This is a genomic window from Mesorhizobium sp. M0227, assembly GCF_040321855.1.
In the GTDB taxonomy this organism is placed as follows: domain Bacteria; phylum Pseudomonadota; class Alphaproteobacteria; order Rhizobiales; family Rhizobiaceae; genus Mesorhizobium.
In genome coordinates, this window is the sequence record NZ_JAMYSJ010000013.1 from 110,217 (window position 1) to 126,470 (window position 16,254).

Sequence of the window (16,254 nt, forward strand, 5' to 3'; positions counted from 1 at the left end):
CTGCGAAGCAATAATAAAACGAACGTTCAATTAATTCAAGACGCCAATCCAAACTCACCTTCATGCAACGATCCTGACCCAACAGAAGCGTTTTCTGCCACCAACTCCTCGATGTCGACCTTGGAAACAGAAGCTCCGGCCGGCCCTTCCCAGAGGCGCTTGATCATTGTCGAGACCGCTTCATCAAGGCCTGCAATTTGCGTCGTTACGGCCCCATCCGCTTCATTGCAAACCCAGCCCGCAAGACCAAGGCCTGTGGCCTCATCCCGGGCCCATGCTCTGAAGCCGACGCCTTGCACATTGCCGTAGATGCGCGCCTGCACTTTCCTGCGATGACCAGTCATGAATCTCTCCAAGCCTGTCTCGTTAAAATCTGGTGCATGGCTCAGGGAATGCAACATGAGAGTTGCGCGCACGACGCAATAGCTGGGCCCTCTGGCTTTGAAATTTCATTGACTCAGTCCATTAATTTTGAAAAATGGAGCTGCCCTATTGGGAGTTGGCTGGATGTTGGACGAACGCAACGCATTGGTGGCCGATGTCAGGCGCTTCAATCGCTTCTACACGCGCACCGTCGGCCTTCTCGACGAGACGCTGACACAAAGTGCATTCACTTTGACCGAGGCGCGCGTGCTGTTCGAATTGGGTCACCGCAGCAACCCGGCTTCCGCCGAAATCGCGGGCGAGCGAGGTTTCCTGGCTGGGGCTTTTCGGCTGGAGAATGGCCCGGCGGCCTCTGAAATATCAAGACAGTTGCGTGTCGATGCCGCCTATCTGACGCGGATCCTGCGCAAGTTCGCGGGCCAGGGGCTGACCGAGGCCAGAACGGACCCGGCTGACGGGCGCCGAAGGGTCCTCTCGCTGACCTCACGAGGCGAGGCAGCGCTTGCCAGACTGCAAGCGGCGGCCGATCGGGACACGGCGCGGCTGATCGAAAGCGTCCCCGACGACAGGTTGCATGAACTGCGCAGCGCCTTGCGCAAGGCGGGGGAATTGCTGGGCGATCCCACCCGTGACAGCAGCGAGGTGACGTTGCGGCCGCATCGCGTCGGCGATGTCGGCTGGGTCGTGCAGCGCCAGGCCCAACTCTATGCCGAGGAATATGGCTGGACGATCGAGTTCGAGGCCATGCTCGCCGAGATCGGCGCCGATTTCATTCGCAATTTCGTGCCCGGCCGCGATTTCTGCTGGATCGCCGAGCGCGGTGGTGAGCCGGTCGGCGCGGTGTTCCTGGTTCATCAGGACGACGAAGTGGCCAAGCTGAGAATGCTGCATGTCGAGTCGCCGGCGCGCGGCCTCGGCATCGGCAAACGACTGGTCGCGGAATGCGTGAACCAGGCCCGGGCTTGCGGCTACGCCAAGCTGGTGCTGTGGACCAACGATATCCTCGTTGCGGCGCGCGCGATCTACGAACGTGCCGGCTTCAGGCTGGTCTCGCAGGAGCACCACCACAGCTTCGGCAAGGATCTGACCGGCCAGACCTGGGAAATGGATTTGTAGGCAGCTTTTGCTGCCGGTTTGCTTGCAGACGCGATTCTAGTTCCCCCGCGCCGTTGCCAGCGCGCCAGGCAACTCCTCGGCAAGAATATCGAGTTCGTGATCGAGACCGACGCTGACGCGGATACAGCGGTCGAGCCGTGGCACCATCGGTTTGCGGATGAACACGTCGCGCGACAGCAGGCCTTGCAGAACTTTCAGCGCGAAGGCGCCATCGCCGCAGCAATCGATGGTGACGAAATTGGTCGCCGACGCCAGTGGCTTCAACCCGTTCGCTTCGGCAATGCCGGCGATGCGTCGGCGGCCGGCCGCGACCCGCGCCACCACGCTTCTGAGATAGTCCTGGTCGGCGAGCGCCTCGACGCCGGCGATCTGCGCCATGCGGCTGACGCCATAATGGTTGCGGATCTTCTCGAAGTCGCGGATCACCTGGGCCTCGGCGATCGCATAGCCGCAGCGTATGCCCGCCAGCCCGTAAGCCTTCGAGAAGGTGCGCATGCGGATGACGTTTGGCCTGGAGATATCGATCGGCGGCAGCGCCGAGGCCGGCCCGAGTTCGCCATAGGCCTCGTCGAGCACAAGCATGGTGGTTTGCGGCAGCGCCTCGATGAAGCGGATGATCTCGCTCCCCTCCCACCAACTGCCCATTGGATTGTCCGGGTTGGAGAGATAGACCAGCGGGGCCTTGTCCTTGCGCACCGCCGCCAGCAGGCCATCCAGGCTTTCCCGGTCGTTCTCGTAAGGAACTGTCACCAGCCGCCCGCCGACACCGGCAATGTGGAAGTTGAAGGTCGGGTAAGCGCCGAGCGAGGTGACCACAGCATCGCCGGGCGCGACGTACATGCGTGCCACAAGGCTGAGCAGGCCATCTATGCCCTCGCCGACAACGACGTTCTCGGCTTCTAGGCCGTGATGGGCGGCAACCGCCAGCTTCAGATCGTGATTGTCGGGATCGCAATACATCCACATGTCGCCGGCGATCTCGGCCATCCGGGCGGTGACGCGCGGCGAGGGACCAAAGCTGCTCTCATTGGCGCCGATGCGGGCGCGGAAAGCGCGGCCACGCTCGCGCTCCTGCGCTTCGGGGCCGACAAACGGCACCGTCGAGGGAAGCGCTGCGATGAGCGGCATGAGGGGAGGGCGCTGGGGCATGGTGGAAGCTCGTTTGAAAAGGGCCTTCTTGCTAGCGCGCCGGATGGGTCGGTGCAAGTTGCCGCTGGGCAGATCCGTAACGCTGGATTCATCCGGCTCTTTTTGCTAGCGAGATATCATGAACAACCGTCTCCCGCCTGCTTGGTCAAAGCACATCAAGCCCGGGCCCACGCCGAAAGCGAAGGGGCCGATACTCAAGCCGACAGTGAGCCAAGGAAACGCTCAATCGCGAGCGCAGGCCGACGAAGCGCTGCTGAACCAGGCCTATGCCCTTCAGCAGGCCCAGCGGCTCGACGAGGCTCAGGACCTGTGCCTTCGGGTGCTGGCGCGCACGCCAAACCATCCGCTCGCTCTGTACATCCTGGGGACCCTGTACCAGCGTTACGATGACGAGATGGCCTTGCGATATTTCGCGCGGGCGGTCGGCGAGGAACCTAAAAACCCTTACTACCACCTCAGCCTCGGCGAGGCCTATGTGAAGGTCAGCGAATATTCGCCAGCCATCAAGCATATGCTGTATGCTTTGGAACTGCAGCCCAGACTTATCGAAGTGCTTTGTGCACTGGGGCGCGCCTACACCAAGTTTGACAAACCCGACATGGCTTTGCCGCTTTACGAGAAAGCGCTCAAGATCAACCGCGATCATCCCAAAGTGCGGGCGGGGCTGGCCAGCGCGCTCAGCGGCCTGGGGCGCATGGATGAGGCCGCCGCCTTTCTGAAAGAAGCAATCGGACGTCGCATCGACGTGCCGGCTGCCTACCACGACCTCGTACAGACGAAAAAATTCACCGAAGAGCCGGAGGAACTCCAATCCATCCTGCGTGAACTCGGCAATCCCAAGCTTGATCCGGACGGTGCTTACAAGCTCCATCACGCTGCCGGCAAGGTACTGAACGACCTCAAGCGCTACAGTGAGGCATTCGACCATTTCAATAGGGGGAAACGGGCCTCCGGCTACACCTTCGACATCAATCTGTATCGCCGCTGGATCGACTCCCTGATTGAAACCTTCACGCCGGACTTTCTGGCGGCCAGGGCCGGCTATGGAAATCCTTCCGAAGTGCCTGTGTTCGTGGTCGGTATGCCGCGGTCGGGCACAACGCTCACGGAACAGATCTGCGCCAGCCATCCCGATGTTCAAGGGGCAGGCGAGCTTAACAAATTAAGGCGGGTCGCCAATGCAATCGGCCTTAAAACCTCATCGGCCGGCGATTTGAGCCGGCCGGTCATGTCGGTCACGCAAGATCTGTCCAGAAAGTTGGCGGAAGAGCATCTGTCCTACCTTAGGGAGTGGGCGCCTGCCGCGCTTCGCGTGGTGGACAAGATGCCGCACAATTTTGAAATGATCGGCCTTATCGGCCTTCTCTTTCCCAACGCGCGCATCATTCATTGTCGCCGTGATGCCATCGACAATTGCGTCTCTTGCTTTGTCCAGAGCTTCAACAAAGGACACAGCTACAATACTGATTTGCGGATACTAGGTCTGTACTACCGCGAGTATGACCGACTGATGCGCCATTGGAACGAGGTTTTTCCAGGCCTTATCTTCGAAAATCGCTACGAAACGCTGGTCGAGGATCAGGAGGCGCAGTCACGCCGCCTCATAGATTACCTTGGGCTGCCCTGGGATGACGCCTGCCTGCGTTTTTTCGACAGGGATGGTTCGGTCAATACGCCCAGCCGCTGGCAGGTTCGCCAACCGATCTACAAATCGTCGGTCAAGCGCTGGAAGAATTATGAAAATGAGATTCAGACGCTGATTGATGCGTTGGGCGATCTAGCGGACAAATAATCCAATCCGAGCTGTGCGGGTGCATGCAATGCGCCCGCGACTTTCGCTGTTAATACCGAATCAATCAATTAAGACAGCGGGTTGCAGCACCGCATCCAATAGTCGCACAATGTCCTGAAAAAAACCCGGCGGTTGCCCGCCGGGTTGCAGACTGCTGACAAACCCCTAGCATTTGCTAGGGGTTTTTGATTCACTGGGTTATGTTGAAGCGACCCGCCCCTGAACAGACCGCACTCGAGATGGTGACGCTGGATCAGTTGGTTCCGGCTGATCACCGTTGCGCAAGATCGACCGTGTGATTGATTTCTCCTTCATCCACGAACTGACCGCGCCACTGTATTGCCCCTACAATGGCCGCCCGCCACTCGATCCGACGTTGATGTTCGAGGCGCTGTTCATCGGCTATCTGTTTGGAGTTCGCTCGGAACGGCAGCTGGTGCGCGAGATCGAGGTCATGTCGCCTATCGCTGGTTCCTGCGGCTGAAGCTGACGGACAAGGTGTTCGACGCCTCGACGTTGTCACAGAACCGGCGGCGGCGTTACGACGACACCAGCGTGTCGCAGGCGATCTTCGACCGCATCGTCGAGCAGGCGATCCGGGCGGGCCTTGTCGATGGCACGGTGCTTTACACCGCCTCCACCCATCTGAAGGCCAACGCCAACAAGACCCGCTTCGATCTGGCGTTCGTGGCCAAGTCGCGGGCCCATTACTGGGAGGCGCTGGACGCGGCGATCGATGAAGAGCGCGCCGTCCATAGCCAGAAACGGCTGAAGGAGAAGCAACGCCAGCCGGTGGAGAAAGAGACCAAGGTCTCGCGCATCGATCCCGACAGCGGCTACATGGTGCGCGAGGGCAAGCCGAAAGGCTTTTTCTATCTCGATCACCGCACGGTGGATGCGGCGCATGCCATCATCACCGACACACACGCGACAGCGATCGTCCATGATTCGACCGTCTACCTGTCGAGGCTCGATCGGCAGGTGGAGGGCTTCGGCTTTGATGTCGGCGCCGTCGGGTTGGACGCCGGCTATGCCACGGCCGGCATCGCCAAAGGACTGGAGGATCGAGCCATGTGCGGTGTCACCGGCTATCGCCGACCGAGACCGCCCAAGCCCGGCATGATGGCACCGTCGGCCTTCACCCATGAGCCGGCGGCTGATGGCCCACAGGGCCAGGTGCTGGCCTACGCCACCACCGACCGCAATGGCTACCGCCGCTACAAGAGCGACCCCGCCATCTGCCGCGGCTGCCCATCTCCTGACACAAACAGTCCAAGACACTTCAATCACATAACAAAAAACCCCGCCGAAAATCGACGGGGTTTGTCAGCAGTCTGAAACCCGGCGGTTGCCCGCCGGGTTTTCGATTCGACAAGTCGCAACTTATTAGAACGAGCGCTGGAAGCGAAGGAGGCCGCCGACGCTGTTCTTCTTGTCGGCCGGAGTCCAGGCGACGTTGTCCGTGCTGCCCTCATCGAACTTGCCGGCGTGAAGATAGTCAACTTCGGCCGTGACGGTGAAGCCGGGGACGATGTCATAGGCAACGTTCGCTGCGACGCCGACGTTCTTCCAGTCATCAGCAGACGCCTGAAGGTTGAACGAGGTCTTCTCGTTGAACTTGTAGGTGCCACCGCCCCAAACTGCCCAGTTGCCGCCCCACTGCTTGTAGAAGCCTCGACCGCCCGCGGGCTGATCGTAGGTCGGGTCGTTGAGGTTATCGTCGGTGCCATAGCCACCAATGATGAACAACGACAACTCGTTGGAAACGTTCACATCCAAGCGAACCTTGCCAGCGACTTCTTCGTAGTTGCTGTCATACGCAACGACACCGGTGATCGCGCCCCAGCCCTGGGTCCACTTCACGCCGCCGACGACATGGGGAACATAGCTGTCGATCGTGCCAACGCCATACTTGCCGTTGCCGAGATCGTCGACAGAGCCAGCGCCCGAGCCTTCTTCGAGCGAGAGCACGGCCGAGAAACCATTGCCTGCGTCGAAATAGTACTGGACGACGTTGGTGTCGAAGTCGCCGTAGGGAACCAGCGTATCCTGGATGACGTTGCCGGCGTAGCCGATGAACGTATCGAAGGCCGATTCGTCTTTACCGACGCGCAGACCGCCGAGTTGGATCCAGGCGAAGTTCAGCGATACGTCCTTGTTGTGCGCATCGTTCGGGCCAAAGTCGGGATCACCGTTGCTGTTGCCGAAATTGAAGCGGGTCTCGGTGTAGGTCTTCAAGGTACCGAGCTCGGTCTCCTGGCCGGTCCAGGTTTTGAGCGTGAAGCGGGTGTTCTTGTACCAGGCTCCCTGGTTCTTGCCGTCCTGCACGTCGTTGCTGCGAGCACCATCGAACGAGCCGACGTCGCCGGCGCCGATGTCATAACGGACATAGCCGCCGATGCGCAGGCAGGTTTCGGTGCCGGGGATGTAGAAGTAGCCAGCGCCGTAGACGTCGCAGATCTTGACGTATTCAGCGGGTTCCGGCTCGGCGACGACGACGGCGTCGGCGGCGCGCGCACCGGAAACTGCGATCAGGGCCGCAGCGGAGCCGAGGAGAAGGCTCTTGATGTTCATTTTCTGACCTCCAGTCAGAATCGAACGAAACAGCGGAACCGGCAAACCGCTTTTATGCGTTAAGTGATTGAGGCTCCAGGGTTTTTCGAAAATATACTGGATTTTCCGCCGTCGCGCGAACAATCACCAAAGACGTTTGCTGGCGAAAGCGTGTCCGGAGCCGGATTTGAGATAACGTTCGAACGAGGTCGCCTTGGCTCGATTCGAGAAGGCGATATAGGTGACGATCCGCCATGGCATGAACTTGGATGTATGGCTGGATTTTCCGGCGTTATGTTCGGCAAGTCGGCGCTTCAGGTCTGAAGTCACGCCGATGTAGCGCTCACCTTCCGTAGCCTTGCTTTCCAGCAGGTATACGTACCACACGAGCCACCCCCTTAACCAAGCGAGTATCCTGGCTCGGGGAAGGCGGCCCGCCAACCCCTGCTTTTGCTGGGATCGCACAGAGGTCTGGACTTGTCCTGCGAAGCGCACAGTGCAAGCAGAAAACCTTGTTTTGCTAGGGTTTTAGCCCTCCTTCGCCGAGGCTTCGGAGGGCATCCTGCTTCGCGCAGAGGTCTGGACTTGTCCTGCGAAGCTCGAAGAGCGAAGCAGGATGGCGGAGAGGATGGGATTCGAACCCACGAGAAGCTTTTGACCTCTACTCCCTTAGCAGGGGAGCGCCTTCGACCACTCGGCCACCTCTCCGTTGCGCCGGTGGATAAAGAAAAGCGCCGGCACAATCAACAAGCCCGCATCATTATATGCAAAAATAAGAAGGCGCCGAACCGCGACCTTCCATGGATGTGGCGGTTCTGCGGTTGTTTCCTGGCTAGCGACTCGGGAGCTTGCCATGATTCCGACGGCCCTTCGCCGGATTCGGCGGCAAACAAGGGGGTGCGGCGGGCCTGATGGTTAACGAGAGCTTTCTGAGTGAGGCCAAATCGTGTCATTTGTGCAACAACGCCAGGGGATAGCATCCGAACAGCCCTTTCGCCGGTACGATCGTGGTTGAACGCCGCCGGCTCATGGGTAATGTCGATTTCGAAGGAGCGGCGCGGTGCGCATCTTTTTCGGTAGTGGGGATGGGGCAGGGAACGCTGTCCTTCAGCAAAGAATACCCAGACCCGTTTTTTAACTTTTGACTGGAGGTCAGAAAATGAACATCAAGAGCCTTCTCCTCGGCTCCGCTGCGGCCCTGATCGCAGTTTCCGGTGCGCGCGCCGCCGACGCCGTCGTCGTCGCCGAGCCGGAACCCGCTGAATACGTCAAGATTTGCGACGTCTATGGCGCTGGCTACTTCTACATCCCCGGCACCGAAACCTGCCTGCGCATCGGCGGCTATGTGCGTTACGACATCGGCGCTGGTGACATTGGTTCGTTTAATGGTGCTCGTGCTATCGACCGGATGGATGGTGACGTCCAGGATACCTGGAGAAAAAATGCACGCTTCACGCTGAAGACCTGGACCGGCCAGGAGACCGAACTCGGTACCTTGAAGACCTACACCGAGACTCGTATCAATTTCGGCAACACGAATTTTAGCGACGAAGCCTTCAATAAGGGCATTTCGCTTAATTTCGCTTGGATCCAGCTCGGTGGCCTGCGCGTCGGTAAGGACGAATCGGCGTTCGATACGTTTACCGGTTATGCTGGCAACGTCATCCAGGATACGCTCGTTCCTTATGGTGGCTTCGACACGAACGTGATTCAGTACTACTTCGACGCTGGGAACGGCTTCTCGGCTGTGGTCTCTCTCGAAGAAGGCTATGGCGACTTCACGATCGACAGCTACGTCCCTCATGTCGTTGGCGGCGTGAAGTGGACGCAGGGTTGGGGTGGCATCAGCGGTGTCATTGCTTATGACAGCAATTACGAAGAAGTTGCTGGAAAGGTTCGTTTGGATGTGAACGCCACGAATGAACTTTCGCTGTTTATCATGGGTGGCTACGGCACTGATGATAATATCAACGACTTCGGCGGTGGTCGCTCCATGTACAAGCTGTGGGGCGGCAACTGGGCAGTCTGGGGCGGTGGCACCTACAAGTTCAACGAGAAGACCTCGTTCAACGCCCAGGTGTCGTATGATGAAGACGAGAACCTCGGCATCGCGGCGAATATCGCCTATGACGTCGTTCCCGGCTTCACGGTCACGGCCGAAGTCGACTACGTCAATGCGGGCAGCTTCCCGGCGTCCAACTGGACCGGCGCTGACGATGACAGCAGCATCGGCGGTATCCTCCGCTTCCAGCGCTCGTTCTAAGGGCTGGTTCCTTACAGGTGAAATCCAGCCCGGGCGCACAACGCCCGGGCTGTTTTTGTTTCGTGACTGGATCAAGGCAAACGGAAGGATGGGGGTAACGGTAGCTGAATAAATCCGTGGGGTGATTTCGTGGGATCCGCTGATGGGCGGATGAAATCACAACTGCGTGATTAAAATCTCTTGAAAGGACGCTTCCAAGCGGGTAGGGCTGACCTATCCCACTCGGGGGTGTGGCAAATGATGACGAACGAAGCGATTCAAGAGGGCGAGACCTCTGATCATTTTTCGATGTTTTCTTCTCAAAGTCCGAAGATTCGATACACCTACAACAAGATTAGAGAAGTAAAGTCGCATCGGGTCGGAGATCTTTTTTCAGCATATCGGGACATATTATGGGATGATGGGCGGCATAAGTATAATGTCAGCTCGTTCATCGGCGAAATAGACGAGATTCTCCTTGGGGAGCGTTTCAGCGCCTTTGACCAAAGTACCCTGGACAACCTTATCGGCACCTTGCGCCAGCGCGGCAACAGCAACGCAACCATCAATCGAAAAATGGCTGCCCTCAGCAAACTGCTGCGCAAGGCTCACAAGATGGGAGATATCCACAGCCTGCCCGAGTTCCGCCGCCAGAAGGAGCGGGCGGGTCGGATTCGCTTCCTCGAAAGGGACGAAGAGGCGCGCCTGTTCGCCGCCATCAAGAACCGCAGCGAGGATGCCTACAGGCTTTCCGTCTTCCTGGTCGACACCGGATGCCGTCTCGGCGAGGCGCTTGGGCTGATCTGGAACGATATCCAGGAGCATCGCGTCAGTTTCTGGATCACCAAATCCGGCCGCAGCCGCACCATTCCAATGACCGAGCGAGTCAAAGAAGTCATCAAGCTGCCTCCCACTGAGGGTCGCCGGCCCAAAGGACCGTTCACCAAGCTCAGCCAGGCACAGTTTCGTGCCATCTGGAACGACGCGAAGGCCGAAGTCGGCCTCGGCGCCGACGACCAGGTGGTACCCCACATACTGCGCCATACCTGCGCCTCGCGCCTTGTCCAGGGCGGCATCGACATCCGGCGCGTGCAGATGTGGCTCGGCCACCAGACGTTGTCGATGACCATGCGCTACGCGCATCTGGCCACCAACGATCTCGATGGCTGCGTCATCGTGCTGGAAACGCCTCGATCGACTCAGCCGGGCGGCAATCGCGCTGAAGGCTCCATGTTTTCTTCGCCCGTGACGACGCCTTCGTCGCCGACGGCAGGGCGAAAAAAGAGGGATGAGGCAGCCGCCGCCGCAAAGGAGTCGCCGAAAGCGGCTCGGAAAAATTCAAAAGCCAAGTAGGCTGAAGAATTCTGCTTATAGTATTGTAGCTATCCCGTGACTTTGTTTGGTCATGGGATTTACGTGGGGATATTCTTCCGCTCGGCTTGGTCGAGAAAAGCGGCTATGTCGCTCGGCAGGCTGCCGGTATCGAGGAATGGCGCATGGCCCTGGCCCTCGACAGTGATCGTCTCGATCATGGAATGGCGCTCTCTCATCTGCTTGAGCGTGTCCATGGACAGCAATCTCGAATTGGCACCACGTATGGCGAGCAACGGGATGGCCGCCAACGCCTCGAATTGAGGCCATAGATCAGGCAGCTTCTGCGTCAGATCGAGGCTCGCCACGGTATCCACCAGCTTCGGATCGAAATCCGGCACCAGCCCACCATCCGTTTCGCGGTAGAGAGCCCATGCCATCCGATCCCAATCGGGGCCGGCAAGGGCGGGGAAGTCTTCGCCATGCACGCTGCGCTGGGCGGCGGCCGCCTGTGTGCGGGTTTTCGGTGCCGGGTCGCGCTCGAGATAAGACTGGATATGAGCAAGTCCGGCCGTCTCGATCACCGGTCCGATGTCGTTGAAAACAATGGCTTTCAGGACGGATGGCCGCATCATCCCGAGCACATGGATGATCAGCCCGCCGCGCGAGGTGCCGATGAAGGCCGCTTCTCCTCCGATGTTCAGCGCCGTCAGCCCGGCCAGGATGTCGCCAGCCTCCACGCCGACATTGTAATTTTTGACGTCGGGATCATAGGCTGACTGCCCGCGCCCACGGTAGTCGAAGGCGATGACCTTTCGCGGAGTTGCCGCATCCGTCGACAGATAGAGCGCCAGCTCGTGAAAATCCTTGGCGTTGCGGGTCAGGCCAGGCAGGCAGACAACCGGCCAGGATCCGGTATTGGCCTCACCATAGATGCGCGCATGAAGCTTCAGCTCATCGGGTGCGCTGAAGAAGAAGTCGGAAAAGCCTTTGGTGCTCGACATCTGGATTCTCTCCCGCCATGCCTCAGCCGACTGCTACAGGCGAGCGCGGGGATGGTCAAATAGAGGGCGGGGCGCTGAAGCTGCCGATCTCCCCCCTTGCGGGGGAGATGGCCGGCAGGCCAGAGGGGGGTGTGAAGGATTGCCAACCTTGGCCCATTACTGGGAATGAGCCATTGAACTGATAGGCCGAGGGACAGCACCCCCCCTCTGCCTTGCCAGGCATCTCCCCCGCAAGGGGGAGATCTCCAGCTTCGACGAAGTCGCCTCTTGAGCCGTCAACCCCGCCCGTTCACCAGATCCCCGACAATGTCGTATTTGCCCGAAATACGCATCTTGTAGACCTCGTAATTCTCCATCACGCGCTGAACGTAACTTCTGGTTTCCGTGTAGGGAATTCGCTCGATCCAGTCGACGACCGCGTCGATGTCCTTGCCGCGTGGGTCGCCATACCTGGCCACCCACTGGCTGGCCCGGTTGGGGCCGGCATTGTAGCCGGCGAAGGTCAGCACGTAGGAGCCGTTGAAGCGGTCGAGCTGTTCGCCGAGGAAGGCCGAACCAAGCGTCGCGTTATAGCCGGCATCAGTGGTCAGCCGTGTTTGTGAAAACTGCAGCCCGGCCTTCTTCGCCAGTTGCCTTGCGGTTCCCGGCATCAGCTGCAGCAGCCCGCGCGCGCCGGCGCTCGACACGGCGCCGATGTTGAATTCGCTTTCCTGGCGGGCGATCGCATAGGCCAGCGCCTTGCCCGAGCCGGAAATGTCGGCCGAATCGGGAATGACGCCGAGCGGATGCGACAATGCGCCGACATCGATGCCGCGCGCCCCGGCGATCTTGCCGATTTTCAGCGCCATGAAATGGTTCCCTTGCTTTTCCGCAAGGACAGCCAGCAGCGCCAGTTCTCCCGGACTCGTCAACTGCCCGGCAAGGTCGCGATAGAGCGTCTCGGCATAGCGGTCGTAGCCCGCCTCCTGCAGCCGCTTGATGGCGCTGACGGCCTCGCGGCCGGCAAAATTCTGCCGGTCGGCTGCACTTGGCGAGGGATAGACGATGTTCAGCGCCTGCCGGCCCACGCGTTCGGCGGCAAGCTGGCCGTAGAATGTCGTGCCATAGGCAGTGGCGCGTGCAAAATAGTCCTTGGCATTGCCCGGACCGCCGACTTCCGCGGCACGGCCGAGCCAATAATAGGCGCGCGACAGCGTCATCGGCCCCTGGGCGAGGTCCGCGATGCGAGCGAAATGACTGGCCGCGGTTTTTGGGTCGTTCAGGCCGCGCAGCGCGTACCAGCCAGCATGGAATTCGGCGTCTGCCGCATTGGCGGCACTTTCGGCGGCGTGTGTGGCGACGATCTTGTACGCGGCCTTCATATCGCCCTGGTCGACCAATTCGCGCGACAGCACCCGGCGCTCGACCCACCAGGCATCCGGATCGACGAGAGCGTCGCGATCGGTCGGCGCCTGCATCACAATGGCGGCGGCCCCGGCAAAATTCTCTTGCTTGCGCAGATATTCGGCCTGCGCGAAGAAGTAGCCGGCCGAACGCTGCGCCGCCGGCACCGCCTTCAGCAGTTTGGCGGCGTTCTTGTCGCCTTTGTCGGCCGCCGCCCAGGCCTCGGCGAGCTGCTGGGCACCGGCCAGGCCGGCGACGCGCAAGGCGGAATTCGCGCGGTCGGCATAGAACATGCGCTCCATGCGAAAACGGTGGTCGGCGGCCGGGATCAAGCTGCCGAATTCCTTGATCAGCGCCGCCTCGTCCCTGGCCTCCAGGATCGCGGTGCGCCAGAAGGGCGACAGCACCGAACGTGCCGCCTTGATATTGCCTGACGTCACATAGGCGCGGGCAAGAACCATCACGCCTTCGAATGTCTGCGGCTGGCCGCCGTCGAATGCCGCAATGACGGCATCGGGGGCGGGATTTTCACGATAGAGTGCGCGTTCGCTGTTTTTGCGCAGGACGACGGTGCCCGGCCAATTGGGCAGCATCTTGGCCGCAGCAGTGATGTCGCCGCTCGGAATCTTGTCGCCGCCATAAAGCGCAATCGCCCAGGCAAGGATATGCTGGTCGAGCGACTGAGCGGGAAGGCCATCGCGCACACCACGAGCGCGGGGACTATCGCCCGCCGCCAACGCATCCAGCCCGCTTTTCAAGGGGGCGACGTCGGGCAAGGGCGGCTGTGGGGTCCTGCCCTGCAGGTCAGGCAGCGCAATTGCCGCGCCTGGCATCGGAATGGCTGAGGTGACCCGTACGTCCACGCTACCACTGATCGCCATGCCCGGCATCAGCGCGAGCGTGGCGCCAAGCAGCGCGAGAATGTGAGGCCGACCGCCCGGCATGATCCTTAAGTCTTTCCTTGTCCTGGCATTCCACAAGCAGGCGAAGATGCCTCGAAGCCTAAACTTAGGTCGTGAAGAGCTCGTAAACAAAGAGTTAGCGAGGCCGTTCGAATTGCGTTTGCTGGCACCATGGCAATGCTTGCCGCGCAACCATGTCGAGACTATGGTGCGCCGCTTCGCTTTCGGCTAGAAGGCGCGACCACAAACACCGACACAAAACACCAGAAGTGCCAAGGAGTTGGACGATATGCTGAGAGGCTCGCTTACTGCGCTCGTGACACCGTTCGAAAAGAGCGGGCGTTTCGACGAGAAAGCCTTTCGCGCGTTCGTCGAATGGCAACTCTCAGAGGGCACGACGGGCCTGGTGCCGGTCGGCACCACCGGCGAGTCGCCGACGCTGTCGCATGACGAGCACCGCCAGGTCGTCAAGGTGTGTATCGAGGTGGCCAAGGGCCGCGTTCCGGTCGTCGCCGGCGCCGGCTCCAACAACACCGAGGAAGCGGTCGGCCTCGTGCAGTATGCCGAGAAGGCCGGTGCGGACGCTGCACTCGTTGTCACGCCCTATTACAACAGGCCGACACAACGCGGCCTGTACGAGCACTTCGCTGCCGTCGCCAGGGCGACCAAGCTGCCGATCATCATCTACAACATCCCGCCGCGCTCGGTCATCGACATGATGCCGGAGACGATGGGGCGGCTCGCGCACGACTTCAAGAACATTGTCGGCGTCAAGGATGCCACCGGCAAGGTCGAACGGGTCTCCGAGCAGCGCGCCACGTGCGGCATGGATTTTATCCAGCTTTCGGGCGAGGATGCTTCGGCGCTTGGTTTCAACGCGCATGGCGGCGTCGGCTGCATCTCGGTGACCTCGAATGTCGCGCCGCGGCTGTGCGCGGAATTTCAGGAGGCGACGCTGTCCGGCGACAGCGCCAAGGCACTGGAATTGCAAGATCGTCTGCTGCCGCTGCACAAGGCGATCTTTATCGAACCTGGCGTTTCCGGGGCGAAATATGCGCTGTCGAAGCTGGGCAAGGTCGAAAATGTGCTGCGTTCGCCGCTAATGACGGTCGAACAGTCGACCGCCGACAAGATCGATGCGGCGATGAAGCACGCCGGCTTGATTAATTAGGGATGAGGCGCCACCTCTCCGCATCATGAATCAAGTCAGAAAAGCCGATCCCAACAACAAGACCGTTTCGGAAAACCGCAAGGCGCGGTTTTCCTATGAGGTGCTCGACACGGTCGAGGCCGGTCTGGTGCTGACCGGCACCGAGGTCAAGTCGCTGCGCCAGGGCCAAGCCAACATCCAGGACAGCTATGCCTCGGTCGAAGGCGGCGAGATCTGGCTGATCAACTCTTATCTGCCGGAATATCTGCAGGCCAACCGCTTCAACCATGAGCCGCGCCGGCGCCGCAAGCTGCTGCTCAACAAGCGCGAGATGGCGAAACTGTCGCAGAGTGTCGACCGCGAAGGCATGACGCTGGTGCCGCTGAAAATCTATTTCAACGACCAGGGTCGCGCCAAGCTGTTGCTCGCCGTCGGCCGCGGCAAGAAACTGCACGACAAGCGCGAATCCGAGAAGCAGCGCGACTGGTCGCGCGAGAAGGGCCGGCTCTTAAAAGAGCGTGGGTAGGCTGGGGCCATTCGCTTGACGAACCGGATTGTTCTTTTCGGTCTAGCGAGCCTGGTCTCGGTGTGCCTCGTCACGGCAGGCGGCTATCTCTACTTCCGCACATTCTCGCCGGATCGCGATAAATATCCGGTCAGGGGCATCGACGTCTCCCATCATCAGGGCCAGATCGATTGGCGGCGCGTAGCCGCCGACGATGTCGCCTTTGCCGTCATCAAGGCGACCGAAGGCGGCGATCATGTCGATGATGCTTTCGCACGGAATTTGGAAGAGGCCCGGGCCGCCGGTCTCGCCGTCGGCGCCTATCACTTTTTCACCTTTTGCCGGCCGGGTGCGGACCAGGCGAAGAATTTCATCTCGGTGGTGCCGCACGATCAGCCCCTGCTGCCGCCCGTGGTCGATATCGAATTCGGCGGCAACTGCCCGCAGCGGCCGACGCCCGAACAATTGAACGCCGAACTGGCCGCGTTCCTCGCTCCAGTCGAGGCGGCGTTCGGCAAGCCGGCGGTGGTCTATCTGACCGACGACGCAGCGGAAGCGTATGCAGGGCGCATTGCTGCCCGTCCGCTCTGGCTCCGCTCATTGCTCCTGGAGCCGGATCGCGACGACTGGGTCTACTGGCAGTACCACAACAGGGGTCGCGTCGACGGCATCAACGGCGATGTCGACCTGAATGTGCTGCAGGGTGGGCCGAAGAAATTGGCCGAGCTGTTCGCTGCACCTTGATCAGACGAATTCCGCTGGC

13 protein-coding genes, 1 tRNA gene and 1 pseudogene are annotated in these 16,254 nt (G+C 60.3%); 8 read left to right on the forward strand and 7 right to left on the reverse strand.

The genetic code is table 11. The features are described from left to right. Nucleotides 1-35 precede the first annotated feature (35 nt). The gene (locus NKJ00_RS19295) at nucleotides 36-344 is read right to left on the reverse strand and encodes an acylphosphatase (RefSeq protein WP_352630812.1); all 309 of its coding nucleotides are present in this window, start codon (nucleotides 342-344) and stop codon (nucleotides 36-38) included. Between the two features lie 163 nt (nucleotides 345-507). Between NKJ00_RS19295 and NKJ00_RS19300 the strand changes: the two genes are divergently transcribed. Further along, the gene (locus NKJ00_RS19300; RefSeq protein ID WP_352630814.1) at nucleotides 508-1,500 is read left to right on the forward strand and encodes a bifunctional helix-turn-helix transcriptional regulator/GNAT family N-acetyltransferase; all 993 of its coding nucleotides are present in this window, start codon (nucleotides 508-510) and stop codon (nucleotides 1,498-1,500) included. 36 nt (nucleotides 1,501-1,536) lie between these two features. On the opposite strand, the gene NKJ00_RS19305 is transcribed toward NKJ00_RS19300, so the two are convergent. Continuing rightward, a complete protein-coding gene (locus tag NKJ00_RS19305) occupies nucleotides 1,537-2,649 on the reverse strand; it encodes a pyridoxal phosphate-dependent aminotransferase (RefSeq protein WP_352630816.1) in 1,113 nt (370 codons plus the stop codon). A gap of 118 nt (nucleotides 2,650-2,767) precedes the next feature. Here NKJ00_RS19305 and NKJ00_RS19310 point away from each other — a divergent pair, with 118 nt between their 5' ends. Continuing rightward, a complete protein-coding gene (locus NKJ00_RS19310; RefSeq protein ID WP_352441277.1) occupies nucleotides 2,768-4,441 on the forward strand; it encodes a tetratricopeptide repeat-containing sulfotransferase family protein in 1,674 nt (557 codons plus the stop codon). A 200-nt stretch (nucleotides 4,442-4,641) separates the two neighbouring features. Continuing rightward, nucleotides 4,642-5,695: pseudogene (locus NKJ00_RS19315) on the forward strand (IS1182 family transposase); the annotation flags it as partial. 132 nt (nucleotides 5,696-5,827) lie between these two features. Here the strand turns inward: NKJ00_RS19315 and NKJ00_RS19320 are convergent. The 3 genes from NKJ00_RS19320 to NKJ00_RS19330 form a co-directional block, all read right to left on the reverse strand. Next, on the reverse strand, nucleotides 5,828-7,015 hold the full coding sequence (locus NKJ00_RS19320; protein WP_023812850.1) for a porin: 1,188 nt from the start codon (nucleotides 7,013-7,015) through the stop codon (nucleotides 5,828-5,830). 123 nt (nucleotides 7,016-7,138) lie between these two features. Continuing rightward, the gene (locus NKJ00_RS19325) at nucleotides 7,139-7,381 is read right to left on the reverse strand and encodes a GIY-YIG nuclease family protein (RefSeq protein ID WP_023812851.1); all 243 of its coding nucleotides are present in this window, start codon (nucleotides 7,379-7,381) and stop codon (nucleotides 7,139-7,141) included. 230 nt (nucleotides 7,382-7,611) lie between these two features. Then, nucleotides 7,612-7,702: transfer RNA gene (locus tag NKJ00_RS19330), tRNA-Ser, on the reverse strand. A 451-nt stretch (nucleotides 7,703-8,153) separates the two neighbouring features. Here NKJ00_RS19330 and NKJ00_RS19335 point away from each other — a divergent pair. Both NKJ00_RS19335 and NKJ00_RS19340 read left to right on the forward strand, forming a co-directional pair. After that, nucleotides 8,154-9,257 carry a porin gene (locus NKJ00_RS19335; protein WP_352584950.1) on the forward strand — a complete coding sequence of 368 codons (1,104 nt, stop codon included), beginning with the start codon at nucleotides 8,154-8,156 and terminating at the stop codon, nucleotides 9,255-9,257. Between the two features lie 237 nt (nucleotides 9,258-9,494). Further along, the gene (locus NKJ00_RS19340; protein ID WP_023812853.1) at nucleotides 9,495-10,589 is read left to right on the forward strand and encodes a tyrosine-type recombinase/integrase; all 1,095 of its coding nucleotides are present in this window, start codon (nucleotides 9,495-9,497) and stop codon (nucleotides 10,587-10,589) included. A 59-nt stretch (nucleotides 10,590-10,648) separates the two neighbouring features. On the opposite strand, the gene NKJ00_RS19345 is transcribed toward NKJ00_RS19340, so the two are convergent. Continuing rightward, a complete protein-coding gene (locus tag NKJ00_RS19345) occupies nucleotides 10,649-11,551 on the reverse strand; it encodes an alpha/beta fold hydrolase (RefSeq protein WP_352630819.1) in 903 nt (300 codons plus the stop codon). Nucleotides 11,552-11,826: 275 nt separating this feature from the next. After that, nucleotides 11,827-13,878, reverse strand: a complete 2,052-nt coding sequence (locus tag NKJ00_RS19350) for a lytic transglycosylase domain-containing protein (RefSeq protein WP_352630821.1) — start codon at nucleotides 13,876-13,878, stop codon at nucleotides 11,827-11,829. A 247-nt stretch (nucleotides 13,879-14,125) separates the two neighbouring features. On the opposite strand from NKJ00_RS19350, the gene dapA reads away from it, so the two are divergent. From dapA to NKJ00_RS19365, 3 genes are read left to right on the forward strand one after another with little or no spacing between them, the layout of a single operon-like run. Then, nucleotides 14,126-15,007, forward strand: coding sequence for a 4-hydroxy-tetrahydrodipicolinate synthase (dapA, locus tag NKJ00_RS19355; RefSeq protein ID WP_352630823.1), 882 nt, complete (start codon nucleotides 14,126-14,128; stop codon nucleotides 15,005-15,007). Nucleotides 15,008-15,032: 25 nt separating this feature from the next. After that, nucleotides 15,033-15,512, forward strand: a complete 480-nt coding sequence (gene smpB, locus NKJ00_RS19360; protein WP_013532594.1) for an SsrA-binding protein SmpB — start codon at nucleotides 15,033-15,035, stop codon at nucleotides 15,510-15,512. Nucleotides 15,513-15,527: 15 nt separating this feature from the next. Further along, entirely contained in the window at nucleotides 15,528-16,235 is a 708-nt protein-coding gene (locus NKJ00_RS19365; RefSeq protein ID WP_352630825.1) for a glycoside hydrolase family 25 protein, read from the forward strand. Nucleotides 16,236-16,254: the final 19 nt, after the last annotated feature.

What these genes read in the sequence shown, in the direction of transcription:
- NKJ00_RS19335 (WP_352584950.1), top strand. Translation starts at nt 8,154, where the DNA reads ATGAACATCAAGAGCCTTCTCCTCGGCTCCGCTGCGGCCCTGATCGCA.
- NKJ00_RS19295 (WP_352630812.1), bottom strand. Translation starts at nt 344, where the DNA reads ATGACTGGTCATCGCAGGAAAGTGCAGGCGCGCATCTACGGCAATGTG.
- NKJ00_RS19340 (WP_023812853.1), top strand. Translation starts at nt 9,495, where the DNA reads ATGATGACGAACGAAGCGATTCAAGAGGGCGAGACCTCTGATCATTTT.
- NKJ00_RS19345 (WP_352630819.1), bottom strand. Translation starts at nt 11,551, where the DNA reads ATGTCGAGCACCAAAGGCTTTTCCGACTTCTTCTTCAGCGCACCCGAT.
- dapA (WP_352630823.1), top strand. Translation starts at nt 14,126, where the DNA reads ATGCTGAGAGGCTCGCTTACTGCGCTCGTGACACCGTTCGAAAAGAGC.
- NKJ00_RS19305 (WP_352630816.1), bottom strand. Translation starts at nt 2,649, where the DNA reads ATGCCCCAGCGCCCTCCCCTCATGCCGCTCATCGCAGCGCTTCCCTCG.
- NKJ00_RS19320 (WP_023812850.1), bottom strand. Translation starts at nt 7,015, where the DNA reads ATGAACATCAAGAGCCTTCTCCTCGGCTCCGCTGCGGCCCTGATCGCA.
- NKJ00_RS19350 (WP_352630821.1), bottom strand. Translation starts at nt 13,878, where the DNA reads ATGCCGGGCGGTCGGCCTCACATTCTCGCGCTGCTTGGCGCCACGCTC.
- smpB (WP_013532594.1), top strand. Translation starts at nt 15,033, where the DNA reads ATGAATCAAGTCAGAAAAGCCGATCCCAACAACAAGACCGTTTCGGAA.
- NKJ00_RS19310 (WP_352441277.1), top strand. Translation starts at nt 2,768, where the DNA reads ATGAACAACCGTCTCCCGCCTGCTTGGTCAAAGCACATCAAGCCCGGG.
- NKJ00_RS19300 (WP_352630814.1), top strand. Translation starts at nt 508, where the DNA reads ATGTTGGACGAACGCAACGCATTGGTGGCCGATGTCAGGCGCTTCAAT.